Annotated in this window: 22 protein-coding genes; 15 read left to right on the plus strand and 7 right to left on the minus strand. The window is 60.8% G+C overall.

Going from position 1 to position 23,419, the window contains the following annotated elements; all coding sequences use genetic code 11:
- The first annotated feature begins 166 nt into the window (after nt 1-166).
- The 9 genes from PG883_RS12190 (at nt 167) to nqrM (ending at nt 7,993) form a co-directional block, all read left to right on the plus strand.
- The gene (locus PG883_RS12190; RefSeq protein WP_010673364.1) at nt 167-475 is read left to right on the plus strand and encodes a BolA family protein; all 309 of its coding nucleotides are present in this window, start codon (nt 167-169) and stop codon (nt 473-475) included.
- A gap of 420 nt (nt 476-895) precedes the next feature.
- Nucleotides 896-2,239, plus strand: a complete 1,344-nt coding sequence (locus tag PG883_RS12195) for a Na(+)-translocating NADH-quinone reductase subunit A (protein WP_052816329.1) — start codon at nt 896-898, stop codon at nt 2,237-2,239.
- A 3-nt stretch (nt 2,240-2,242) separates the two neighbouring features.
- Nucleotides 2,243-3,472 carry an NADH:ubiquinone reductase (Na(+)-transporting) subunit B gene (locus PG883_RS12200; protein ID WP_010673367.1) on the plus strand — a complete coding sequence of 410 codons (1,230 nt, stop codon included), beginning with the start codon at nt 2,243-2,245 and terminating at the stop codon, nt 3,470-3,472.
- Entirely contained in the window at nt 3,462-4,250 is a 789-nt protein-coding gene (locus PG883_RS12205; RefSeq protein ID WP_039040709.1) for a Na(+)-translocating NADH-quinone reductase subunit C, read from the plus strand. The genes PG883_RS12200 and PG883_RS12205 overlap by 11 nt, the downstream gene beginning before the upstream one ends.
- A complete protein-coding gene (locus PG883_RS12210) occupies nt 4,243-4,875 on the plus strand; it encodes an NADH:ubiquinone reductase (Na(+)-transporting) subunit D (protein WP_005303545.1) in 633 nt (210 codons plus the stop codon). The genes PG883_RS12205 and PG883_RS12210 overlap by 8 nt, the downstream gene beginning before the upstream one ends.
- A 3-nt stretch (nt 4,876-4,878) precedes the next feature.
- On the plus strand, nt 4,879-5,475 hold the full coding sequence (gene nqrE / locus PG883_RS12215) for an NADH:ubiquinone reductase (Na(+)-transporting) subunit E (RefSeq protein ID WP_005303538.1): 597 nt from the start codon (nt 4,879-4,881) through the stop codon (nt 5,473-5,475).
- Between the two features lie 17 nt (nt 5,476-5,492).
- A complete protein-coding gene (gene nqrF, locus PG883_RS12220; protein WP_010673369.1) occupies nt 5,493-6,716 on the plus strand; it encodes an NADH:ubiquinone reductase (Na(+)-transporting) subunit F in 1,224 nt (407 codons plus the stop codon).
- Nucleotides 6,717-6,719: 3 nt separating this feature from the next.
- Nucleotides 6,720-7,757, plus strand: coding sequence for an FAD:protein FMN transferase (locus PG883_RS12225; RefSeq protein ID WP_270807239.1), 1,038 nt, complete (start codon nt 6,720-6,722; stop codon nt 7,755-7,757).
- Between the two features lie 11 nt (nt 7,758-7,768).
- Nucleotides 7,769-7,993 (plus strand): (Na+)-NQR maturation NqrM, encoded by a 225-nt coding sequence (gene nqrM, locus PG883_RS12230; protein WP_010673371.1) that lies wholly within the window; start codon nt 7,769-7,771, stop codon nt 7,991-7,993.
- Between the two features lie 81 nt (nt 7,994-8,074).
- Here nqrM and PG883_RS12235 read toward each other — a convergent pair whose 3' ends face one another.
- Nucleotides 8,075-8,287, minus strand: coding sequence for a hypothetical protein (locus tag PG883_RS12235; protein ID WP_039040708.1), 213 nt, complete (start codon nt 8,285-8,287; stop codon nt 8,075-8,077).
- Between the two features lie 218 nt (nt 8,288-8,505).
- Between PG883_RS12235 and dinB the strand changes: the two genes are divergently transcribed.
- From dinB to rlmM, 6 genes are all read left to right on the plus strand, one after another.
- On the plus strand, nt 8,506-9,558 hold the full coding sequence (dinB, locus tag PG883_RS12240) for a DNA polymerase IV (RefSeq protein WP_043152491.1): 1,053 nt from the start codon (nt 8,506-8,508) through the stop codon (nt 9,556-9,558).
- 67 nt (nt 9,559-9,625) lie between these two features.
- A complete protein-coding gene (locus tag PG883_RS12245) occupies nt 9,626-11,761 on the plus strand; it encodes a methyl-accepting chemotaxis protein (protein WP_043152488.1) in 2,136 nt (711 codons plus the stop codon).
- Nucleotides 11,762-12,047: 286 nt separating this feature from the next.
- Entirely contained in the window at nt 12,048-12,968 is a 921-nt protein-coding gene (locus PG883_RS12250) for a transcriptional regulator GcvA (protein ID WP_029313926.1), read from the plus strand.
- 12 nt (nt 12,969-12,980) lie between these two features.
- A complete protein-coding gene (locus PG883_RS12255) occupies nt 12,981-13,616 on the plus strand; it encodes an alpha/beta fold hydrolase (RefSeq protein ID WP_043152486.1) in 636 nt (211 codons plus the stop codon).
- 43 nt (nt 13,617-13,659) lie between these two features.
- Entirely contained in the window at nt 13,660-14,046 is a 387-nt protein-coding gene (locus PG883_RS12260) for a DUF423 domain-containing protein (protein ID WP_010673377.1), read from the plus strand.
- Complete coding sequence (gene rlmM / locus PG883_RS12265) at nt 14,039-15,133, plus strand: 23S rRNA (cytidine(2498)-2'-O)-methyltransferase RlmM (protein WP_010673378.1); 1,095 nt, start codon at nt 14,039-14,041, stop codon at nt 15,131-15,133. The genes PG883_RS12260 and rlmM overlap by 8 nt, the downstream gene beginning before the upstream one ends.
- Before the next feature lie 66 nt (nt 15,134-15,199).
- On the opposite strand, the gene PG883_RS12270 is transcribed toward rlmM, so the two are convergent.
- The 6 genes from PG883_RS12270 to PG883_RS12295 all read right to left on the minus strand — a co-directional run bounded on the left by PG883_RS12270 (nt 15,200) and on the right by PG883_RS12295 (nt 23,310).
- Nucleotides 15,200-15,643, minus strand: a complete 444-nt coding sequence (locus PG883_RS12270; protein WP_010673379.1) for a hypothetical protein — start codon at nt 15,641-15,643, stop codon at nt 15,200-15,202.
- Between the two features lie 120 nt (nt 15,644-15,763).
- Nucleotides 15,764-16,771, minus strand: coding sequence for an isocitrate dehydrogenase (locus PG883_RS12275; protein WP_010673380.1), 1,008 nt, complete (start codon nt 16,769-16,771; stop codon nt 15,764-15,766).
- 142 nt (nt 16,772-16,913) lie between these two features.
- The gene (xni, locus tag PG883_RS12280) at nt 16,914-17,711 is read right to left on the minus strand and encodes a flap endonuclease Xni (protein ID WP_042864270.1); all 798 of its coding nucleotides are present in this window, start codon (nt 17,709-17,711) and stop codon (nt 16,914-16,916) included.
- Between the two features lie 127 nt (nt 17,712-17,838).
- Nucleotides 17,839-19,194, minus strand: a complete 1,356-nt coding sequence (gene ppnN / locus PG883_RS12285; RefSeq protein ID WP_010673382.1) for a nucleotide 5'-monophosphate nucleosidase PpnN — start codon at nt 19,192-19,194, stop codon at nt 17,839-17,841.
- Nucleotides 19,195-19,352: 158 nt separating this feature from the next.
- Nucleotides 19,353-20,954 (minus strand): GGDEF domain-containing protein, encoded by a 1,602-nt coding sequence (locus PG883_RS12290; RefSeq protein ID WP_043152479.1) that lies wholly within the window; start codon nt 20,952-20,954, stop codon nt 19,353-19,355.
- 85 nt (nt 20,955-21,039) lie between these two features.
- Nucleotides 21,040-23,310, minus strand: coding sequence for a hypothetical protein (locus PG883_RS12295; RefSeq protein WP_043152477.1), 2,271 nt, complete (start codon nt 23,308-23,310; stop codon nt 21,040-21,042).
- Between the last annotated feature and the right edge of the window lie 109 nt (nt 23,311-23,419).

Consider the following 23,419-nt stretch of genomic DNA (forward strand, 5'->3'; position numbering starts at 1 on the left):
GCCCCGTGTTGCCCGGCAGCGGTGAAAGTGGCGCTATTCTAGCGGCGGCGGAGAAATTCACCAGTCCGGTGCGGCGAGAGCGAGCGGATCCTTCGTACCTGATGCATCGGGCGCACAACCCTGGCTACAATGGCCGGATATTCAACGAGGAGTCCTTACCGTGAGCATGCAACAACAGATAGAGGCCAAGCTGGCCGCCGCGCTCTCCCCGAGCCACCTGGAAGTGATCAATGAGAGCTACATGCACAGGGTGGCACCGGGCTCCGAAAGCCACTTCAAGGTAGTCGTGGTGAGCCAGGCGTTTGAGGGACAGCGTTTGCTGGGTCGCCATCGTCAGGTGAACGGGGTGCTGGCCGACGAGCTGGCGGGAGCCATTCATGCATTGGCGCTGCATACCTATACCGAATCCGAGTGGCAGGCCCGGGAGCAGGCGCCAAAGACGCCGGGTTGCGTCAGCAAATCCCCCTTTGCGTGAGCCGTTGGACCTTCTGATGGCGCCTTCCTCGGGCCATTAACAGCGCTATCACGAATGGTGTGCAGCCAGGGATGAGGGGGAGGAGCATTATTTTTTCTAATCCTTTTTCTTGTGCCTGAAGAATACCTCTATATGGTTAGTTTTGCGAAAAGTCCTTTAAAACCACGGTTTGCAAGGACGTGCGCGAAATATTCAGTGAAGGTTAATTTTGTGATAGGGCGGGGATTTTCCCCATTTGGCGTGGCGGCTAACTCGCCTAAGGTGGTAAACTCAGGCGCTTTTGAATGATCCTGTATGTTGCTGATTTGTTTATTTCTTCGACAGCTTTCCGCGATGTTGACGGGCTCATTCAACAACTCGTCGTGATGTATTTCTCGGCGCTAACCAACCTGTCTTCCCTTAACGGTAGTGCAAGTGAGTATGATTACAATTAAAAGAGGACTGGACATCCCCGTGCTGGGTGCTCCGGAGCAAGTAATCTACGATGGCCCGGCCATCACCCGTGTTGCTACACTCGGCGAAGAGTTCGTGGGGATGCGTCCTACTATGTTTGTCAAAGTAGGTGATCGCGTCATTAAAGGTCAGGAGCTCTTCGAAGATAAGAAGAATCCCGGCGTTAAATTCACGGCCCCTGCCACCGGTGTGGTTTCTGAGATCAACCGTGGTGCCAAGCGTGTTCTCCAGTCCGTCGTCATCGACATCGATGGGTCCGACGAGCAGGTGACCTTTGAGCATTTTGCCTCCGCCGAGCTGCCACAGCTCGAGCGTAGCAAGGTGCAGGAGAGCCTGGTCGCATCAGGCCAATGGACCGCGCTGCGTACCCGCCCGTTCAGCAAGGTGCCTGCCGTGGGTTCCACCCCGCGCGCCATCTTCGTCACCGCCATGGACACCAACCCGCTGGCCGCCAGTGCGGAGCTGATCATCAAGGAACAGGCCCAGGCCTTCCTCGACGGTCTGGCCGTGCTGACCCGCCTGACCGATGGTACCGTCCACGTCTGCAAGGGCGAAGCCAGCCTGCCGCACTCCTCCTTGGCCCAGGTCAAGGAAGCCGTGTTCGTCGGTCCGCATCCCGCCGGTCTGCCGGGCACCCACATCCACTTCCTGGATCCGGTCGGTGCCAACAAGGTGCAGTGGCACATCAACTATCAGGACGTGATCGCTTACGGCAAGCTGTTCACCACCGGCCAGATCTTCACCGACAAGGTGATCTCCCTGGCTGGCCCGAACGTCATCAAGCCGCGTCTGCTGCGTACCCGTCTGGGTGCCAGCCTCAGCCAGCTGACCAACAACGAGCTGCGTGCGGACGAAAACCGCATCATCTCCGGTTCCCTGCTGAGCGGTGCCAAGGCCGAAGGGGTCCATGACTACCTGGGTCGCTTCCACAACCAGGTGAGCGTGCTGGGCGAAGGCCGTGAGAAAGAGTTCATGGGCTGGGTCAAACCCAGTGCCAACAAGTTCTCCATCACCCGTACCACCCTCTCTCACCTGATGAAGGGCAAACTCATCAACTTCACTACCACCACCAACGGTAGTGATCGCTCCATGGTGCCAATCGGCAACTATGAGCGCGTGATGCCGCTCGACATCCTGCCGACCCTGCTGCTGCGGGATCTGATCTCCGGTGACACCGACAGCGCGCAGGCGCTCGGCTGCCTGGAGCTGGATGAGGAAGATTTGGCGCTCTGTACCTTCGTCTGCCCCGGCAAGACAGAGTACGGCCCCGTCTTGCGTGAGTGCCTGACCAAGATCGAACTGGAAGGTTAAGCGATGAGTTTCAAGCAACTTCTTGAAAATATGGAACATCACTTCGAGCCGGGTGGCAAGTACGCCAAGTACTATGCCCTGTTCGAAGCGGCGTACACCCTGTTTTATACCCCGGGTTCCGTGACCCGCAATGCCGCCCACGTCCGTGATGCGATCGATCTGAAGCGCATGATGATCATGGTGTGGCTGGCTGTGTTCCCGGCCATGTTCTGGGGCATGTACAACGTCGGCAACCAGTCCATCGCCGCCATCGCCCACATGGGCAGCGCGGCCGGTGCCGATTCCTGGCAATACGCCCTGGCCACCCTGTTCGGTGCCTCGCTGGATCCGGCCGTCGCCGGCATCGGCAGCAAGATGCTGATCGGTGCGGCGCACTTCTTCCCGATTTACATCACCGTCTTCATCGTCGGTGGTTTCTGGGAAGTGCTGTTCGCCATGGTGCGCAAGCACGAGATCAACGAAGGCTTCTTCGTGACCTCCATCCTGTTCGCCCTGATCGTGCCGCCCGAGCTGCCCCTGTGGCAAGCTGCCCTGGGTATCACCTTCGGTGTGGTGCTGGCCAAGGAAGTGTTCGGTGGTACCGGCAAAAACTTCCTGAACCCGGCGCTGGCGGGTCGTGCCTTCCTGTTCTTCGCCTACCCGGGTCAAATCTCCGGCGATGCGGTCTGGGTTGCCGTTGACGGCTTCTCCGGCGCAACCGCACTGAGCCAGTGGGCCCAGGGCGGCCAGATGGCGCTGATCAACGGTGCCACCGGTGAAGCCATCAGCTGGATGGACGCCTTCCTTGGCAACCTGCCCGGTTCCATCGGTGAAGTTTCCACCCTGATGATCCTCATCGGCGCGGCCATGATCGTCTACATGCGCATCGCCTCCTGGCGCATCATCGCTGGCGTCATGGTCGGCATGGTCGCGACCTCCCTGCTGTTCAACGTCATCGGTTCCGATACCAACCCCATGTTCAGCATGCCGTGGCACTGGCACCTGGTGCTGGGTGGCTTCGCGTTCGGCATGGCCTTCATGGCGACCGACCCCGTCTCCGCTGCCTTCACCAACAAGGGCAAGTGGTGGTATGGCGCCCTGATCGGCGTGATGGTGGTGCTGATCCGGGTAGTGAACCCTGCCTTCCCGGAAGGCATGATGCTGGCCATTCTGTTCGCCAACCTGTTTGCCCCCTTGTTTGACCATTTCGTGGCGCAGGCGAACATCAAGCGGAGGATCGCACGTGGCGTTTAATAAAGACTCTACTACCGGCACCCTCGCCGTAGTGACCGGTCTGTGTCTGGTCTGCTCCATCGTGGTCTCCGTGGCTGCCGTGGGTCTGCGTCCGGCCCAGCTGGAAAACAAGGCACTGGACAAGCAAAGCAACATCCTGTCCGTCGCCGGCGTCGACATCAGCGCCGTGGCCAAGCGTGATCTGGCCCAGCTCTATGGCGACAAGATTGAAGCGCGTCTGGTGGATCTGACCACTGGTGAGTTCGTTGACGGCGACGCCGACAACTTCGACACCAAGGTTGCCGCCAAGGATCCGGCCAAGAGCATCCGTCTGGCCCCGGCCGACGACAAGGCCGGCCTGCGTCAGATCTCCAAGCTGGTTCCCGTGTTCTTCGCGAAAGATGCCGAAGGCAAGGTGGACAACATCATCCTGCCGATCTACGGCCAGGGTCTGTGGTCCACCATGTATGCCTTCGTAGCGGTCGCGGCCGACGGTCAGACCATCAAGGGCATCACCTACTATGACCACGGTGAAACCCCGGGTCTGGGTGGCGAGATCGAGAACCCGGCCTGGCGCGAGCTGTTCGTCGGCAAGAAGCTGTTCGACCAGAACGGTCAGCCTGCGCTGCGGGTGATCAAGGGCCATGCTCCGGCTGGTTCCGAGCATGAAATCGACGGCCTGTCTGGTGCAACCCTGACCGGTAATGGTGTACAGCACACCTTCGACTTCTGGATGGGCCCCAAGGGCTTCGGTCCCTTCCTGGCCAAGGTACGTGCAGGAGAAATCAACAATGGCTGACAAGAGCGAAATGAAAAAGTTGCTGTTGACGCCTGTGCTCGGCAACAACCCCATCGCACTGCAGGTGCTGGGTGTCTGTTCCGCGCTGGCCGTTACCAGCCAGATGAAGACGGCGTTCGTGATGACGCTGGCCGTTACCGCGGTCACCGCCTTCTCCAACCTGTTCATCTCTCTGATCCGCAACCAGATCCCTAACAGCGTGCGGATCATCGCCCAGATGGCGGTGATTGCCTCGCTGGTTATCGTGGTTGACCAGGTGCTCAAGGCGTATGCCTACGACATCTCCAAGCAGCTGTCGGTGTTCGTCGGCCTCATCATCACCAACTGTATCGTGATGGGTCGTGCCGAAGCCTACGCCATGAAGAGTGCCCCGCTGCCCTCCTTCCTGGACGGTATCGGCAACGGTCTGGGTTATGGCGCCGTGCTGCTGACCGTGGCCACCGTGCGCGAGATCCTGGGTTCCGGCACCTGGTTCGGCATCGAGCTGCTGCCGCTGGTGAACAATGGTGGCTGGTATGTGCCCAACGGCCTGCTGCTGCTGCCGCCGAGTGCGTTCTTCATCATTGGTCTGATCATCTGGGGCGTGCGCACCAAGGATCCCAAGCAGGTGGAGGCGAAGGATTAAGGTATGGAACACTATATCAGTCTGTTGATTCGCTCGATCTTCATCGAGAACCTGGCGCTCTCCTTCTTCCTGGGGATGTGTACCTTCCTGGCGGTGTCCAAGAAGGTCAAGACCGCCATGGGTCTGGGGATTGCCGTTATCGTGGTTCAGACCGTTGCCGTCCCGGCCAACAACCTGATCTACAACTACGTGCTCAAAGACGGTGCCCTGGTATCCGGTCTGGATCTGAGTTTCCTGAGCTTCATCACCTTCATCGGGGTGATCGCGGCCCTGGTGCAGATCCTGGAGATGGCGCTGGACAAGTATTTCCCGGCCCTCTACAACGCCCTCGGTATCTTCCTGCCGCTCATCACCGTGAACTGCGCCATCTTCGGCGGCGTCTCCTTCATGGTGCAGCGTGACTACAACTTCGTTGAGTCCGTGGTCTATGGCGTGGGGTCGGGTGCAGGCTGGATGCTGGCTATCGTCGCGATGGCAGGGATCCGCGAGAAGATGAAATATTCCGATGTTCCGGAAGGCCTGCGCGGCCTCGGCATCACCTTCATCACCGCGGGTCTGATGGCGCTGGGCTTCATGTCCTTCTCTGGTATTTCCCTGTAATCGGAAAGGAAATATAGATGGAAATTATTCTGGGTGTGGTCATGTTCACCGTGATCCTGCTGGCCTTGGTGGCAGTCATTCTGTTCGCCAAGTCCAAGCTGGTGACCGCCGGTGACGTGACAATCAGCATCAACGGCGACCCGGCCAAGGCTGTGACCAGCCCGGCGGGTGGCAAGCTGCTTGGCGTGCTCGCCGGCAGTGGTATCTTCGTCTCCTCCGCCTGTGGCGGCGGTGGCTCCTGTGGTCAGTGCAAGGTGCGGGTGAAGTCCGGCGGCGGCGACATCCTGCCGACCGAGCTGGATCACATCAGCAAGGGCGAAGCCCGTCATGGCGAGCGTCTGGCCTGCCAGGTCACCGTGCGCTCCGACATGGACATCGAGCTGCCGGAAGAGATCTTCGGCGTGAAGAAGTGGGACTGTACCGTCATCTCCAATGACAACAAGGCCACCTTCATCAAGGAGCTCAAGCTGCAGATCCCCGATGGCGAGAGCGTGCCGTTCCGCGCCGGTGGTTATATCCAGATCGAAGCGCCTGCCCACCACGTGCAGTACAAGAACTTCGATATTCCCGAGGAGTATCGTGGCGACTGGGATCGCTTCAAGATCTTCGAGCTGGAGTCCAAGGTCAACGAGCCGATCATCCGTGCCTACTCCATGGCGAACTATCCGGAAGAGTTCGGCATCATCATGCTGAACGTGCGGATCGCAACCCCGCCGCCCAGCAACTGGACTGCCCCTCCCGGCCAGATGTCTTCCTACATCTTCAGCCTGAAGGCTGGTGACAAGGTGACCATCTCCGGTCCGTTCGGCGAGTTCTTCGCCAAGGACACCGACGCCGAAATGGTGTTCGTCGGTGGTGGTGCGGGTATGGCGCCGATGCGCTCCCACATCTTCGACCAGCTGCGCCGTCTGAAGACCAAGCGCAAGATGAGCTTCTGGTACGGTGCCCGTTCCAAGCGCGAGATGTTCTATGTCGAAGACTTCGACATGCTGCAGGCCGAGAACGACAACTTCCAGTGGCACGTCGCCCTGTCCGATCCGCAACCGGAAGACAACTGGGATGGCTACACCGGCTTCATCCACAACGTGTTGTTCGAGAACTACCTCAAGAACCACGAGGCGCCTGAGGATTGCGAGTTCTACATGTGCGGGCCTCCCGTGATGAACGCCGCCGTCATCAACATGCTGAAAAACCTCGGTGTTGAAGACGAGAACATCCTGCTGGATGACTTCGGTGGTTAATCCATGCACAGCGTTGTAAAGACCTGGCTAGCCTTCGGGCTAGCCTTTTTCTTGACTGGGTGCGGTCAGAAAACGGTCCAATCGAAGCCGGAGATCCACATCACCGGCAGCACCATGGGTACCTACTACTCCATCAAGGTGGCAGATAGCGCTGTTCAGGATGCCGCCAGGCTGCAAGCCGAGGTCGACGTCTTGCTGGAGCGGGTCAACGATCAGATGTCGACCTATCGCCCGGATTCCGAGCTGTCACGCTTCAACCAGCACAAGAGCAATACCCCTGTGGTGGTTTCCCGCGATACCGCGCGGGTGGTGACCGAGGCCATTCACATTGGCCGCGAGAGCCGCGGGGCGCTGGACGTCACCGTCGGTCCTCTGGTCAATCTGTGGGGCTTTGGGCCGGATGCCAGACCGACCAAGGTGCCGTCCGACGAGCTGATCGCCCAGACCCGGCAGAAGACGGGCCTTGGCAATCTGCATGTGATAACCTCTGCCGATGCCGATACCCTGCAAAAGGACATCCCGGACCTCTACGTGGATCTCTCCGCCATTGCCAAGGGGTTTGGCGTAGACAAGGTGGCCGAGTACCTGGAGTCCCAGGGGGCGCGCAACTATCTGGTGGAGATAGGCGGCGAGCTGCGCATCAACGGTGTCAACGGCAAGGGGCATCCCTGGCGTGTCGCCATCGAGAAGCCGACCGTCAATGCCGGTTCAGTACAGGAGGTGATCCTGCCCGGTGACAACGGGGTGGCCACCTCGGGCGAGTACCGCAACTATTACGAGCTGGACGGCAAGCGCTTCTCCCACACCATGGATCCGCTGACGGGCAAGCCCATCCAGCACCGCCTGGTGTCGGTGACCGTCATCCACCCCTCCTGCATGACTGCAGACGGGTTGGCGACCGTGTTTATGGTCATGGGGCCGGAGAAGAGCCTGGCCTATGCCAAGGAACGGGGGCTGGCCATCTTCACCATCACCAAGACGGATGACGGGTTCGAAGAGGCTTATTCGGATGCCTTCAAACCATATCTGGTCAAGAAGTAAGGGGTAACTACATGCAGATCTTTCTGATCACCTTCGGGGTGTTTCTGATGGTCGTGGTGGCCATGGCCATCGGCTACATTTTCCAGCGCAAGTCCATCTCCGGCTCCTGTGGCGGCCTGGGTTCCATCGGGATCGAGAAGGAGTGCGACTGCCCCGAGCCTTGCGACAACCGCAAGAAGAAGATGGCCAAGGAAGAGGCTCGTCGCAAGATGCTGGTGGACAACCGCATCATCTAACGACGGATATCGCTCTGAAGGCAGCCTTGCAACGAAACGAGCCGACCCCTGGGTCGGCTCGTTATTTTATGTGGCATGGGGTCAGTAGTCATATTGGCTGCATGCCTTTGCCTTGAACTCTTTCTTTCGCTTTGCCAGCTCTTCCCTGGTGCCCAGTTCATCTCCCTGCCTGATGGCGGTTTCCAGTATCTCGATGCGCTTGTACAGCCAGCTGCATTCGGCTGTCGGGTGATCCTTGGCCATGGTCGCTAGCGGCAACAGCAGCAGGCAGAGCCCCGCCCGGATGATGCTCATGCTTCTCCTCCTTGAGTCTCGTGTGGATGTGGCCTTGAGAGTCTATGCCGCCGCGCCCGCGCGCAGACTGGCAGAAATGACAGGCTTGGGGTAGCATGGAACGTTCAACTGGTTATCCATACAGTATTTTTGTCGTTCGACACGCCTCCTCGCCGGATGCCCAGGGTCTATCCCTATGATCTGTTCGGGAGGCTGTCGACACAGCAACAGACACGGCCATGCGCAAGATCATTCACATCGACATGGACTGCTTCTTCGCCGCAGTGGAGATGCGGGACAACCCGGCCCTCAGGGAGGTGCCGCTCGCCATCGGTGGCGCCGCCGACCGACGCGGGGTCATCTCCACCTGCAACTACGTGGCGCGCCGCTTCGGGGTGCGCTCCGCCATGCCGAGCGCCCTGGCCAGAAAGCTCTGTCCGCCATTGGTGCTGATCCCCGGGCGGATGGCCGTCTACAAAGAAACTTCGCGCCAGTTGCGCGCCATCTTCCTGCGCTACACCGAGCAGGTGGAGCCGCTCTCCCTCGATGAAGCCTATCTCGACGTGACCCTGAGTCCCCGCTGCGGTGGCAGCGCCACCCTGATGGCGGCGGAGATCCGTGCCGCCATCAGCGCCGAGCTTGGGTTGACTGCCTCGGCCGGTGTGGCGCCGAACAAGTTTCTGGCCAAGCTCGCCTCCGAGCAGCGCAAGCCTGACGGCCTGTTCGTCATCCGCCCCCAGGAGGTGGACGAGTTCGTGCGCCAGCTCCCCCTTGGCAAGTTGCCCGGCATCGGCCGCAAGACGGCAGAGCGGCTGGAGTCCCTCGGGCTGTATTCGTGCGAAGATGCCCGCCAGCTCGGCAACGAGGAGCTGATCGCCCGTTTCGGCAAGCTCGGGGAGATGCTGGCCGGCCGCATCTGGGGGCATGACGATCAGCCGGTGCAGGCCAGGCGGGTGCGCAAGAGCATCGGAGTAGAGACGACGCTCGCCAGCGACGTGCTGGACGAGGACACCTGCTGGCAGGTGCTCAGCCGGCTCATTCCCGAGCTGGAGCAGCGTTTTGCCAAGGCCTGCCCTGCGGAGATGCTGATGGGGCAGGGGATCAAGCTGAAGTTTGCCGATTTTCACCAGACCACCGTCTACCGCAAGGGGAGTTATCAGGCGGCCCGTTTCCACGATCTGCTGCACGAGGGACTGCAACGGGCTCAAGGAAAGCCCATTCGCCTGCTCGGTCTGGTCGTTGGTTTGCCCGGAGCGGGTGAAATCAATCAATTAAGCCTGGATCTCTGCTGATTTAGTTAAGTTTTTGTATCCAAAACCGATACAGTGTTCACATCTGTAGACGTTAGGAAATAGTGGCATGAGTTCTCTTTCTGTTCAGGGACGGATCACCCTGATCGCCGGTTGCTGTCTGCTGGCCAGTGCCGTCGCGCTGGTGGCTTCTTCTCTTTTCAACGCGGCCCGCATGCAGGAGCAGGTGCTCACCTCCACCACCCTGGAGGGGCAGCACGCGGCAGAAAACTGGATGCAGGCCATGGGGGCGACCCAGGCAGCCCGGGTGACCAGCTACCTCGATGAGGCTTACTTCAGGGCGACCCTGCTTGCCGAGGGCATCTTGTTCCAGCGCAAGAACGCGGCCGACAACTTCGTTCACTCCGAGGCGCTGCGCAATGCCGTCAACCAGCAGTTGCAGGATGCTGCGGAGTCGTCAGCGAACCTGCTCGGTGTCTATGCGGTATTCGAACCCAACCAGCTCGACGGGGAGGATGACAACTATCAGGGGTCGACGGCGCTTGGAGCCAACGACAAGGGGCGTTTTTCCAGCTATTGGGCCAGGGTCGACGGCAAGGTCAGCCTGGAGGTGATGGACGAGGCGATGCTGGCCAACGACAAGCCCTCCGGACACGGCGGCCTTGAGAACGACTGGTACAGTTGCAGCATCCGCAGCAAGGCGCTCTGTCTGCTCGAACCCTATGTGGACGAGGTGGGAACCCAGCAGGTGTTGATGACCTCGGTGACCGTGCCGCTGCTGGACCAGGGCTCCCTGCTTGGCATGGTGGGGGTCGACATCTCCCTGGGGACCCTGCAGAGCCTGGTGGAAGAGATGGGCCGGACCCTCTACAAGGGGCAGGGCAAGGTGCTTCTGCTCAGCAGTGAAGGGCGGGTGGCCGGCGTGGAAGGGTTCCCGGTCGCCCTTGGCAACCGCCTGGCGCAATCGCCGTTGGCGCAGGATCTCGACGGCTGGCTCGCCAAGGGGGACGTGGCCACCCGTTGGAGCCCGGACGGCGCCCTGTTGCAGACCTTCGTGCCGGTCAGCATGCGCCGTACGGATCGCAAGTGGGGCATCTATATCGAGCTGCCCCGTGCCGTGGTGCTCGCCTCGGCCCTGCAACTGCAAGGGGAGCTTGAGGATCAGGCCCAGCGCAGCGTGGCCACCCAGCTCACCATAGGTGGCGGGATTTCGGCGCTCGCCCTGCTCTGCATCTGGCTGATGGCCCAGCGCATCGTGGCGCCCATCCGCGCCGTGGTGGCACGCCTCAAGGACATCGCCAGCGGGGAGGGGGATCTCACCCAGCGCATCGATCTGCGCAGGGATGACGAGATAGGCGAGCTGGCCAAGTGGTTCAACAAGTTTCTGGACAAGCTGCAATCCACCATCAGCCAGGTGATCGACACCGTTGCGGGCACTCGGGCCAGTGCGGCCCTGGCGGCGCAAGGGGCAGCCCGTACCAGCGCCGGCATGCAGTCCCAGTATCAGGAGGTGGATCTGGTGGCGACCGCGTTTGAAGAGTTGAGCGCTACCGCCCTGCAGGTCGCTGGCAATGCCAATGCGGCGGTGGCGGCGGCCGATGAGGCCGACACGGCGGCCCAGGAGGGCAAGTCCGTGGTGGCGCAGACCCAGGAGGCCATGTCCAGACTGATGACGGTGATAAGCGATGCCAAACCAGTGGTGGAGCACCTCTCCGCCAACAGCGACAACATCAACGACATCCTGGTGGTGATCCAGGGGATCGCCGAGCAGACCAACCTGCTGGCCCTGAACGCGGCCATCGAGGCGGCCCGAGCCGGTGAGCAGGGGCGCGGTTTTGCGGTGGTCGCCGACGAGGTGCGCAACCTGGCGGGCCGAACCCAGAACGCCATCGTCGAGATCCAGAACCTCATCGGCCAGTTGCAGTCGGGGACGGAGGCGGTGGTGAAAGCGATCCTGACCGGCCATCACCAGGCGGATCTGACCCTCACCAAGGTGGAGCAGTCGGTCAGCGTGCTGGAGCAGATCATCCAGGCGGTCGGCACCATCCACCAGATGAATGAGCAGATCGCGAGGGCCGCGCAGGAGCAGAGCGGCGTGGCGGACGAGATCAATCGCAACGTCAGCAACATTCGCGATGTGAGCCATACCATTCGGGCGGAAGCGGCGACCTCCGCTGACAACGGGCGCGAGCTGTCGCAACTGGCGGACAAGCAGCAGCAACTGGTGGGCCAGTTCCGGGTGTAGGGGAGGATAAGAAAAAAGGCGCCATCCAACCGGAGGCGCCAAACACATTCAGATGACAGACTGGGTTAAATCGACCTGATTTAGCCCTTCTTCCCGCAGAGGAAGAAACACAACACCACAATCACTGTCGACTCACTCACAAAAACCACATGTAAACCAACATGGAAGAGAAGGTGTGAGCCATATGACAACGAATTGCGTGGCGAATTATGTTTATTCACTGGTCGACCCGCAACCGACAATTTATAATGCGCCCCATTAGAAAAATTCATCGTCGGCCGATTCCATGTCTCGTCGTTTACCTCCGCTCAATGCACTGAAAGCGTTTGAAGCCGCGGCTCGTCACTTGAGCTTTACCCGCGCAGCAGAAGAGCTGTTCGTGACCCAGGCAGCCATCAGCCACCAGATCAAGGCGCTGGAGGAGTATCTCGGCATCAAGCTGTTTCGCCGCAAGAATCGCTCCCTGCTACTGACCGAGGAGGGGCAGAGCTACTTCCTCGATATCAAGGACATCTTTGCCTCCATCTCCGAGGCGACTGACAAGCTGCTGGCCCGCAGCGCCAAGGGGGCGCTCACCGTCTCCCTGCAGCCGAGCTTCGCCATCCAGTGGCTGGTGCCCCGCCTGGTCAAGTTCAGCGAACGCCACCCGGACATCGATGTGCGGATCAAGGCGGTGGACATGGACGAGGGCTCCCTCACCGACGACGTGGACGTGGCCATCTACTACGGCCGCGGCAACTGGCCGGGGCTGCGCTCGGACAAGCTGCACACCGAGTACCTGATCCCGGTCTGCTCCCCCCTGCTGCTGACCGGCCCCAAGCCCCTGCGCACCCCGGACGATCTGACCCGTCACACCCTGCTGCACGACACCTCCCGGCGCGACTGGAAGGCCTGGTTCCGCCAGCTCGATATCGACGCGCCCAATGTCAATCAGGGGCCCATCTTCAGCCACTCCACCATGGTGATCCAGGCGGCGATCCACGGTCAGGGGGTGGCGCTCGGCCACAGCGTGCTGGCCCAGCCGGAGATCGAGGCGGGGCGTCTCATCTGCCCGTTCGAGCAGGTGCTGGTGAGCAAGAACGCTTTCTATCTGGTGTGTCAGGAGCAGCAGTCCGATCAGGGCAAGATAGTGGCTTTTCGCGACTGGATGCTGGAACTGGTGGAGCAGGAAGAGGCCCGCAGGCGTGCCCGCCTTGCCGATGCCTGAGGAGTTGACCTGGTGACTGACCTGACAAGAGAGGGGGCGAGTGACGCCCCCGTTCGCATTCTGCTGGCCCACGGCGCGGGGGCGGGCATGGAGCACAGCTTCCTGGCCGAGTTGTCGCGACTGCTGGCGGGGCCGGAGATCGAGGTGGTGCGCTTCAACTTCCCCTACATGACCAAACGGGCTCAGGACGGCAAACGCAGGCCGCCGGACAGACAACCCGTGCTGCTCGCCCACTGGCGCGAGATGGTGCGTCAGTTTGCCCATCCCCGGCTGTTTCTGGCGGGCAAGTCCATGGGGGGAAGGATGGCGGCCGAGCTGTTTTGCGAGGGGGGCGACGAGATGGATGCTGCAGGATTGATCGTTCTCGGGTATCCTTTCCACCCCCCGGCCAAGCCCGACGCATGGCGGGGCGAGGTGCTCAAGCTGATCACGACGCCCACGCTGCTGCTGCAGGGGGAGCGCGATACCTTCGGTTCCCGCGCCGAGCTGGCCGATTTCCCCTTCTCACCCGCCGTATCGGTCCACTGGCTGACCGACGGGGATCATGGTTTCAAACCGAGAAAGGCGAGCGGCATGAGCGAGCAGGAGAACCTGCGACTGGCTGCGGAGCGGATCAAGGATTTTATCGCGGCGGTGGGCCGCTCCTGACCATCTCGAGCGGGTCGAGAGAAGAAGCGTGCAAGGAGAGAAGATGCAGATCCAACGACATTGGCTGGTGCTGGCGGGCTTCTTCGGCCTGACGGCCACCATGCTCGGGGCCTACGGCGCTCACGGGCTGGCGGCGACCGGCATTGCTCCTTCGTTGCTGGCGGCGTTCAACACCGCCGTGCAATACCAGTTTTTCCACGCCCTGGCCCTGCTGGTGCTGGGGCTGTGCGGCGTGCGCGGCAAGGTGATCACCTTCGCGGGCGCCGTCTTTGTGCTGGGGATCCTGGGATTCTCCGGCAGTATTTACGCCATGGTGCTGCTTGGCAGCAAGGGGCTGGGGCTCATCACCCCGGCCGGTGGCCTCTGTTTTATGTTGGGATGGGCGGCTCTGATGTGGGCCGGCTGTCGTCTTGGAGGAAAGAATGAATAATCTGCTGCTTTATTGCCGCCCGGGTTTTGAGAAAGAGGCGGCGGCAGAGATCACCGAGCGTGCCGGCAACATGCAGTGCTACGGCTTTGCCCGGGTCAAGGACGACAGCGGCTATGTGATCTTCGAGTTGTATGACGAGGAGCAGGCCGATCTGCTGGCGCGCAAGCTGCCGTTCCGCGAGCTTATCTTCATTCGCCAGATGCTGGTGGTGACCCACGAGCTGAAAGATCTGGAAATAAGCGATCGGGTCTCTCCCATCTTGGAGGCGGCGAGCGGTTACGCCATTTGCGGGGATCTTCGGGTGGAGACGGCCGATACCAACGAGGCGAAGGAGCTCTCCGCCTTTTGCCGCAAGTTCACCGTGCCGCTTCGCCAGGCGCTGCGCAGCAACGAGATCCTGACCAAGAAGGAGACCCCGAACCGTCCCGTGTTCCACGCCTTCTTCCTGGCCAATGACCACCTGATGCTGGGGTACTCCTACTCCTTCAACAACTCTGCCTTCCACATGGGGATCCCGCGCCTGCGATTCCCGGCCGATGCCCCGAGCCGCTCCAGCCTCAAGCTGGAAGAGGCGTTCTACGTCTTCGTGCCGAAGGAAGAGTGGGACTTGCGCCTGTGCTCCGGCCTGAAGGCCGTGGATCTTGGCGCCTGCCCGGGTGGCTGGACCTATCAGCTGGTGCGTCGTGGCATGATGGTGACGGCGGTGGACAACGGCATGATGGCCCAATCCCTGATGGACACAGGCCAGGTGAAGCACATCCGTGACGATGGTTTCGTGTGGCGGCCGAGCAAGAAGAATACCTACTGGCTGGTGTGCGACATGGTGGACAAGCCGGCGCGAGTGACCCACATGGTGGCCGACTGGTTCAGGGAGAACGACTGTCAGGAAGCCATGTTCAACCTCAAGCTGCCGATGAAGAAGCGCTACGCCGAGGCGGTGCACAACATCGAGGTGCTGCGCGGACTGCTGGCAGAGATCGATGGCGGTTTCATCATTCAGGCCAAACAGCTCTATCACGATCGCGAAGAGATCACGGTGCACGTCTACAACAAGTTCTGGGTCTCCAAGCTGTCCCCCAAGTCCTGAAGCAGCATCGGGAACAGGGCATGAAAAAACCGGACGGTGACGTCCGGTTTTTTTGTGTCTGGGTCATCAGAAGCGGTAGTCCAGACGCATCATGGACTCGTCGTCGGTGATCTTCAGCTCAATTTGCAGGGGAATGGTCTTGTCACTGGGGTTGAACTGCATCTTGACGCCATCCCCGCGAAGCTTGACCGAGGTGTTGATGCCGCCAGCGTTGAACTTGATCCTGGGCTTTTGCTTTTCGAAGGAGAGGCTGACGCTCTTCTCTGCCGTGAGGTTCAGCTTCTGATAGGGGGTGATCTGCCGATTACCGTTGCTGTCGGTGGTGATATCCACCCCCAGAGAGAGCGGCTTGGGCTGTTTGAGCAGATCGTTGGTATCCAGGGTGGATTGCCAGGTCTGCTTGGCTGGCGCCTCGTGCTGGGGAGGCGGCGTCAACCAGGCATTGTCGACTGGCCTGTCTAATGCCGTGGCACTGCTGCTGACAATCAGCAAGATGAAAGTAGCACGCATGGTGGATCTCCTTATCCCTCATATCAACATAGTATTCATCTGGCGAGGGAGGTAGGGAGGCGTTGGCATAAAACAAAGGGAGCCGAAGCTCCCTTTTAAAATCATATGGTTGGATTCTATTTATAGACGGTCGATGATGGCCTGGGTGAATTCGCTGGTGGACGCTGTGCCCCCCAGGTCACGGGTCACCCGATCACCGGACTCGATGGTCGCCCGCACGGCCTCGCGAATGCGCTCCGCTTTGTCCTGCATGCCGAGATACTCCAGCATCTGGATGGAGGCGAGGATCACCGAGGTGGGGTTGGCGATGTTCTTGCCGGCGATGTCCGGCGCAGAGCCGTGTACCGCTTCGAAGATGGCGGCCCCTTCACCGATGTTGGCGCCCGGCGCCATGCCCAGCCCCCCCACCAGACCGGCACAGAGATCCGAGAGAATGTCGCCGAACAGGTTGGTGGTGACCATCACATCGAAGCGTTCCGGGTACATCACCAGGTTCATGCAGGCGGCGTCGACGATCATCTCCTCGTTCTGGATGTCCGGGTAGCGGGCCGCGACCTGACGGGCCACTTCCAGGAACAGGCCGGAGGTGGACTTGAGGATGTTGGCCTTGTGGATGATGGTGACCTTCTTGCGTCCTTCCTGGCGCGCCAGCTCGAAGGCGAAGGTGACGATGCGCTCGGCCCCTTCCCGAGTGATGATGCTCATCGCCTCGGCGCTCTGGTTGTCATCGCTGCGCTTCTGGCCGGCACCGGAGTACATGCCTTCGGTGTTCTCGCGCACCGTGATGATGTCGATGTTGTCGTAACGGCTCTTGGTGCCCTTGAAGGAGAGGACGGGGCGCACGTTGGCGTAGAGATTGAACTTCTTGCGCAGGGAGACGTTGATGGAGGTGAAGCCGCCGCCGACCGGAGTGGTGAGCGGGCCTTTCAGGCTGACCTTGTTCTTCTCGATCAGGTCGAGGGTGGCCTGGGGCAGCAGCTCGCCATGTTTTTCCAGGGCTACCAGACCGGCGTCTGCGTATTCGTAGTCGAAGTCACAACCCGCGTGGGTCAGGATCTGGATGGCGGATTCGATGATGCTGGGGCCGATGCCGTCGCCCGGGATGACGGTAATCTTTCTTTTTGACATGAGGCGTATCCACTTCTAGGGAACAGAGGGGGAGGATTCGTCGGCTTTATACCATTTTTGCACCACATCCTCCATGTTTCTTTACATTTTACCCATTTATGTCAACAGGTACGGCCTGTCTTGGGAAATGGTGTGCTGGGGATCACGCCCCGGCATCAGGGATGGGAGGGTAGCGGATCTCCCGCAGGTTGAACCCGAGCGGGATATCGTGCTGCAGCCGGACCAGGCGTTGGGCCAGCAGGGCCTCTTCCCGGTGCTGGCGCAGCTTGAGCAGGGGTCTGGTGGCCTCCTCCCGCTCACAGGCCTCCAGCATGGCAGCCAGGTCCCCGTATTGCTGCAGCAACTGGGTGGCGGTCTTGGGGCCAATGCCGGGCACCCCCTTGATGTTGGAGCCGCTGATACCGGTCAGGGCCCAGAAGTCCACAAGCTGGGTCGGTGTAACGCCGTACTGCTGCTGGACGAAGGCGGCATCCAGCCAGCGTTTGTTGAAGTAATCCCGCACCCGGATCTGCGGGCAGATGAGCTGGCAGAACCCCTTGTCGGTGGAGATGATGGTGGCGCTGGCGCCGTGCTGGGCAATGCCGCTTGCCAGGGTGGCGATGAGATCGTCCGCCTCGTCGGTCTGGGAGAGCAGGGCATCCACACCGCACTCCCAGAAGGCGTCCTGCAGGTCGGCAAGCCCTTCTCTCAGCTCATCCGGCATGGGGGTGCGGCCCTCCTTGTAGGGGGGATAGAGCGTCTTGCGCCAGCTGTGGACCTCACCGTCAAAGACCGCGATGGCGTGGGTCGGCTCGCTGGCCGCCAGGAGCTTCTTGCAGGTGTTGATGAGGTTGGCACGGGTGGCGAGCAGGGCCTGAGCCGGGGTCAGTCCCTGCTGGCTCTGCACCGCGTGCAGTCGGCGGATGAGGTTGAGGGCATCGATGATGAGCAGGTGTGGCATGGGGCACTCCGGGCGTCGGGGATTGCCATTGTAACAATGGTGGCGTCTCCTGCTAACCCCGTAGAAGACCAGTCAATGAAAGAGGGGCCCATGGGCCCCTCCGGTGCGGTGCATTGTGATGTCCCGACTATTTGACTATCTCGTAGCAGGGAACGTACTGGCTGCCCGGCAGCTTCATGCGCTGCTGCTTGACGAAGCTTTCCAGCAATCTGTCCATCAGGTGCATCAGCTCCTTGTCGCCGTGCAGCTTGAAGGGACCCTTCTTCTCGATGGCCCTGATGCCCCCTTCCTTGACGTTGCCTGCGACGATACCTGAGAAGGCGCGGCGCAGGTTGGCTGCCAGCAGCTGGGGTGGCTGGTTGCGATGCAGATCCAGGCTGGCCATGCTGGCGTGATCCGGCTCGAACGGCAGCTGGAACTCGGGCTCGATCCGCAGGGACCAGTTGAAGGAGTAGGCATCTCCCACCGACTTGCGGTATTCGCGGATCTTCGGCATCGCCTCCTTCATCACGCGGGCCACCTCGGGCGCATCGCCGATGATGATCCGGTAGAGACTGGTGGCGGCTTCCCCCAGGGTCGCCTTGACGAAGTCGTCGATGGCGCGGAAGTAGTCGGCGCTCTCTTTCGGGCCGGTCAGCACGATGGGGATGGGTTGGCGATCGTTGGCCGGGTGCATCATGATGCCGAGCAGGTAGAGCAGCTCCTCGGCAGTGCCGACCCCGCCCGGGAAGATGATGATGCCGTGACCCAGACGCACGAAGGCTTCCAGCCGCTTCTCGATGTCCGGCAGGATCACCAGCTCGTTGACGATGGGGTTCGGCGGTTCGGCGGCGATGATGGAAGGCTCGGTGAGACCGATGTAACGGCCGTTGCGCACCCGCTGCTTGGCGTGGCCGACGGCGGCCCCCTTCATGGGGCCCTCCATGGCACCCGGACCGCAGCCGGTACAGATGTTGAGCTCGCGCAGACCCAGCTCGCTACCCACCGCCCGGGTGTACTGGTATTCCACCTCGTTGATGGAGTGGCCGCCCCAGCAGACCACCAGGTTGGGATCGGCGCCGGGCAGGATCGCCTTGGCGTTGCGCAGGATGGCGAACACCACATTGGAGATATGGGTGGAGCTGGTCAGGTTGACCAGACGATTGGACTCGAGCTGGGTCGACACATAGAGAATGTCCCGCAGCACGGAGAACAGGTGCTCCTGGATGCCGCGGATGATCTCGCCGTCGACGAAGGCGTGCTCGGGGGCGTTGAACAGCTCGAGCTTGACCCCGCGCTCGCGCCGGATCACGTGAATATCGAAGGATTTGAAACGTTCCAGTATCTCTTTGGAACTGTCGGTATGGCTGCCGGAGTTGAGGACCGCCAGCGAGCAGTTGCGAAACAGTTGATAGATATCGCTGGAGGCCGTCTGCTTGAGGCGATCCACCTCGAGCTGGGACAGCAGGTCCATGCTGCCCACGGGATTGATGTGTGTAATCATAATTTCCCCTTTCACTCGCTTGTTATCGTTGTGCTTTCCCTGGGGAGAAAACGGGATGCTTTGGCATCCCTCGGGTTCGATAGTAGAGGCAAGGGGGTGGGCAGGGGAATAGGGGGACTGTGCGTTTGCCGCTTTTTTAGCCGCCCCTCAAAGCGGATTCAGGCGAGATTGACCTGATCCCGGCCGGAGTGCTTGGAACTGTAAAGCGCCTTGTCGGCGCGCTCGAACGCATCCGTGGTATGGTCGCCGGTCCGAAACAGGGTGGCACCGATGGAGATGGTGATCTCGACCCTGGCATCGCGAAAGCGGAACGGGATGCTCTTGATGGTCTGACGCAGGTTCTCCAGCGGCTTCTGGTACTTGTCCGGATTGATGTTCGGCAGCAGGACCACGAACTCCTCACCGCCAAAGCGGGCGATGAAGTCGGTGTCGCGCAAGGCGTTCTGCAGGGCCTTGGCAACCACCTTCAATGCCTTGTCGCCGGCCATGTGGCCGTAATTGTCATTGATGTGCTTGAAGTGGTCGATGTCGATGATGGCCAGGCACAGGGGGGTGCCATAGCGTAGCCAGCGTTTGTATTCGAGCTCGAGCCGCTCGTCCAGGGCCGCCCGGTTGTGTACCTGGGTCAGGCTGTCGAGGAAGAGCTTGTGTTTCTGGATGCTGAGCCGCTTCTTGTACTCGGCGGTCTCGTCCTTCATCAACCTGAGCTTGGCTTCCATGTTGGAGAGGTGGGTGAGCAGGTGGCGCTCGCGGTTGGCCATCTCCTCCCGCTCCTGCTGCAGCCGGCGGATGGTGTCCAGATGCCCAGAAATGGCGCCCCTGAGTATCTGTGGCGAGTCATGGGCTGCCATGGCGCGATCGATGGCGGCGAGTTCCCGCTCCAGCGCCTGTCCGCTGAGATGGGCGGCATTTTGCAGCGCCCGCCCTTCATCCAGGGATTCGGTAAAGCTGTAATGGACCGAGGAGAGACTCTCGTTCAGGGTGCTGAGAAACGCCTGGGAGGCTTTGCGCTCTTCCCGGGTACCCTCGATGATGAGTTCGATGATCTGCAGGCAGACTTCGGCCAGCAGGGCAGGGGTGATGCCCCCGAGCAACTGGCGGCGGATGTCTGCGAGGCTCTCGCCCACGGCGCCGGCAAAGTCGAGCTCGGTGATGAGACGCTGCAACTCGTCTGAAATCTGGGCATGTGCCTTGATGTCAAAGGAGTCGGTAGGGGCCGGGCTGGAGAGCTCGGTGGGGATCTCCGCCGAAGGGGGGATCAGCGGCTTGCGCGGCAGCAGCTGGATCTTGATCGCCTGCTGGTAGAACTCCAGCAGCCGGATCACCTTCTTCTGGTGATCGCCGATGCCGTAACTCTCCGGGCTGGCGAGAAACTCCTTGAGGGCGCGGCGGGTATCTTCCGGAAACCCCTTGATGGTTTTGAGCTGTTTGCTGCCGAGATCGATGGCTGCCCGGGTCAGGCTGATGGACTCTTCCATGGTGTGGCTGTGCTGCTGCAACAGCTTCTCGATGGCGATCAGATCGGCATCGATGGAGGTGAGCGGAGGGTTGCCTTCAAGTTTCTGCTTGAGCTTGGCGAGCCGGTTGTCGAGCTCGCGATCGTGGCCGCGACAGGCTTGCATCAACTTGCCGATGAACTGGATACTGCGGGTGCGTTCGGCATCGGAGAAGCTCGCCATGCCGTCAAGCTCCTGCTGTTTCTGCTGGAGGGATTCCCTGAGTCTTGCCAGTTGTCCTGTTACGGCAGCCATATCATTCATTCTTCAGGTCGCCCTGTTGTCATTATCGTTTTTGTTTCGTCCAGCAACAGAAAGCCAATCAAAGACCCCGTTGAGTACCTTTTTGTCAAGGATTGTCCGCAACCTTCATCCGTGAAAGCGCAAGCCAGTTAACCCATTGCTTTTCATGAGAAGAATTTACTTTTACCAGTCCCTTGTCAATTGCCATCAAGCAGCATTGCCACACATCTCCGTTAAAAAATGCGGCCTGCTGGCAATCGATGGCGGCCAGCTCAAGCCAGACGCTCTGCTGGCATTTTTCGCTGAGCTGAATGGCACCCGAGAGGGCCAGGTAGCAGAGATCGAACAGGCCGTGGTGATCGAGGGCCATGGCCGCCTTGGGCAGGAAGGGATGACTGACGATGCCGAGGCTGATGCACCTGTCCAGCGGGTGCTCGCAGGGGAAGGCTGCCAGGGTGTCGAGCAGGGTCTGGGCCAGCTGATGCAACTGGGCCACGTGGCGCTGGGGCACCACATAGAGCAGGTGGCCTTCGCGCAGGTCGTAGATGCGGCCATCCTGCGGGGTCAGTTCGTTGACGTAACGGCCGAAGGCCTGCTCTATCTCGCGGCTGACCTGATAGCCGTGCTGCTCCAGGCTGTTGATCAGGAAGGGAACCCGGAACAGCAGGTAGTGCAGCTTGTCGTCAAATTCGCTGGTGGGGCGTTCGCTCAGGTACCAGCGCTCGGATTTTTGCTGGCGCTTGGCCATCTCCCGCGGCCAGCGGCTCATCAGTCGCTGCCAGTTGGCCAGGCCGCTGCGCGGCTCTACCAGCAGGGCTTCTCCCAGCTGTTTGGCATGAAGGCGCGCGACCCGCAGTTTCAGCCAGAGGGTGAAAAACAAATAGATGAAGAGTGCCAGCAGCAGCCCGGTGCTGACGCTGGTCCAGAGGTATCGCTCCTGCTGGTGCTGGCTGACGTCGAGTTGCTGTTCCAGCTCCTTGACCTGTTGCACACGCTCCACCTGGGCGTAGTTGTCGCGCACCGCCTCCTGCTCCAGCGCCAGCTGTTGCTGGCGAACCAGTTCGCTGCGCTGGTGGTAATTCTTGTAGCTCTCCAGGGCCTGCTGGAGGTAACCCTTCTGCTCATAGGCGACGGAGAGCAGGCGGAAGATCTCGAATTGGCGCCGGATGTCCCCAATCCGGTTGGCCAGGGTGAGAGCGTTCTCCAACTGCAGGATGGCGATGCCCGCCTCCTGCTGCTTGAGGTGCAGCTCTCCCAGCAACAGCAGGGTGTCGATGAGCGACTCCTTGTCATCCCCCAGCTCATGGGACTGGCGTGCGGCGTTCAGGTAGTTTCGCGCCAGGTTGAGGTTGCCGGTCTGCAGGTAGGTCTTGCCTATCTCGAACTTGAGATGGGCGATGCGGGTGCGGTTGCTGCTCTCGTCCAGCAGGTCGAGAGCATTGAAGAAATAGACCAGCGCCATGTTCATCTCGCCCTGATCCCGGTTGAGACGGGCGAGCACGATCAGGGCGTCGCTCAGCATGGAGGAATTGCCGAGGGCATGAAAATAGTTGGCCGCCTCGCTGGCGTATTGCAGCGCTTTTTGTGGCTCCTGCTCTTCCTGATAGAGGCTGACCATCTGGTTCGAGAGCAGGCCGAGGAAGAGGGGATCCTGCAGGGGTTTGGCTTGCTGTTGTGCTTCGATGTATTCCCCCAGTGCAAGCTGGGGCTGACCCAGCGCCTGATAGAGATCCCCGCCCACGGCGCTGGTCCAGGCCCTGGCCAGAGGCTGTTTGGCGTGTTCCGCCCATTTGCGGGTCTCGGCCAGCTGCTGTTTGGCGAGATCGAATTGCCGCTCCTCTACGCTGGCGTTGACGCGTAGCAGACGGCTGTAGACCTGCAACTGGCTCTCCTTGAGGTCGGGATTGGCCAGCAGTTTGTCGAGTTTGTCGAGCAGGGGGGACGCGGCGCCATGGGTATGCTGTTGCAGATTGCGGCTTCGAACCAGCAGATAGAGCCCATGGGCCTGCAGCTCGAACTGCTGCTCTTTCTCGGCCATGGCGATGCCCTGCTCAAAGGACTCCTGTGCCTGGGTGAACTGCCCTAGCTGCTGCAGACACTCCCCCTTGAGCAGATAGGCGCCCGTGGTCTGGGTGGCGGTACCGTAGTTCAGCATCGGCTCGCGATAGCCGTACTCCTGACGGTTGCTGATGATCTGCTTGGGATTGTTGGCCGTGCGTTCGAGGAAGGAGGTGGCAATCTGGGCACATCTGGCGGGATCGGTCAGCACCAGGGTCTGGGCCTGCTGCAGGTCGATGGACAACTGCTCCTTGGCCAGATCCAGATCAGGAGCCGACAAGGAGGACATCATCATTGCCAGAAAAAACAGTTGATTCATTGGATTAAGAACGGCACGGAGGTGCAGGCATGTTATCCAAGCCCACCCCCGCCCGTCCAGAGTTTACTGAGGTGATGCGCAGCGGGCCGCAGCCCGCAGGATGGCGGCG

The organism is Aeromonas sp. QDB25 (genome assembly GCF_027707725.1).
In the GTDB taxonomy this organism is placed as follows: domain Bacteria; phylum Pseudomonadota; class Gammaproteobacteria; order Enterobacterales; family Aeromonadaceae; genus Aeromonas; species Aeromonas caviae.

Bases quoted from the DNA above. Each gene is read 5' to 3' on its own strand.
- PG883_RS12190 (WP_010673364.1), top strand. From the start codon at position 167: ATGCAACAACAGATAGAGGCCAAGCTGGCCGCCGCGCTCTCCCCGAGC.
- PG883_RS12195 (WP_052816329.1), top strand. From the start codon at position 896: ATGATTACAATTAAAAGAGGACTGGACATCCCCGTGCTGGGTGCTCCG.
- PG883_RS12200 (WP_010673367.1), top strand. From the start codon at position 2,243: ATGAGTTTCAAGCAACTTCTTGAAAATATGGAACATCACTTCGAGCCG.
- PG883_RS12210 (WP_005303545.1), top strand. From the start codon at position 4,243: ATGGCTGACAAGAGCGAAATGAAAAAGTTGCTGTTGACGCCTGTGCTC.
- nqrE (WP_005303538.1), top strand. From the start codon at position 4,879: ATGGAACACTATATCAGTCTGTTGATTCGCTCGATCTTCATCGAGAAC.
- nqrF (WP_010673369.1), top strand. From the start codon at position 5,493: ATGGAAATTATTCTGGGTGTGGTCATGTTCACCGTGATCCTGCTGGCC.
- PG883_RS12225 (WP_270807239.1), top strand. From the start codon at position 6,720: ATGCACAGCGTTGTAAAGACCTGGCTAGCCTTCGGGCTAGCCTTTTTC.
- nqrM (WP_010673371.1), top strand. From the start codon at position 7,769: ATGCAGATCTTTCTGATCACCTTCGGGGTGTTTCTGATGGTCGTGGTG.
- PG883_RS12235 (WP_039040708.1), bottom strand. From the start codon at position 8,287: ATGAGCATCATCCGGGCGGGGCTCTGCCTGCTGCTGTTGCCGCTAGCG.
- dinB (WP_043152491.1), top strand. From the start codon at position 8,506: ATGCGCAAGATCATTCACATCGACATGGACTGCTTCTTCGCCGCAGTG.
- PG883_RS12245 (WP_043152488.1), top strand. From the start codon at position 9,626: ATGAGTTCTCTTTCTGTTCAGGGACGGATCACCCTGATCGCCGGTTGC.
- PG883_RS12250 (WP_029313926.1), top strand. From the start codon at position 12,048: ATGTCTCGTCGTTTACCTCCGCTCAATGCACTGAAAGCGTTTGAAGCC.
- PG883_RS12260 (WP_010673377.1), top strand. From the start codon at position 13,660: ATGCAGATCCAACGACATTGGCTGGTGCTGGCGGGCTTCTTCGGCCTG.
- rlmM (WP_010673378.1), top strand. From the start codon at position 14,039: ATGAATAATCTGCTGCTTTATTGCCGCCCGGGTTTTGAGAAAGAGGCG.
- PG883_RS12270 (WP_010673379.1), bottom strand. From the start codon at position 15,643: ATGCGTGCTACTTTCATCTTGCTGATTGTCAGCAGCAGTGCCACGGCA.
- PG883_RS12275 (WP_010673380.1), bottom strand. From the start codon at position 16,771: ATGTCAAAAAGAAAGATTACCGTCATCCCGGGCGACGGCATCGGCCCC.
- xni (WP_042864270.1), bottom strand. From the start codon at position 17,711: ATGCCACACCTGCTCATCATCGATGCCCTCAACCTCATCCGCCGACTG.
- ppnN (WP_010673382.1), bottom strand. From the start codon at position 19,194: ATGATTACACACATCAATCCCGTGGGCAGCATGGACCTGCTGTCCCAG.
- PG883_RS12290 (WP_043152479.1), bottom strand. From the start codon at position 20,954: ATGAATGATATGGCTGCCGTAACAGGACAACTGGCAAGACTCAGGGAA.
- PG883_RS12295 (WP_043152477.1), bottom strand. From the start codon at position 23,310: ATGAATCAACTGTTTTTTCTGGCAATGATGATGTCCTCCTTGTCGGCT.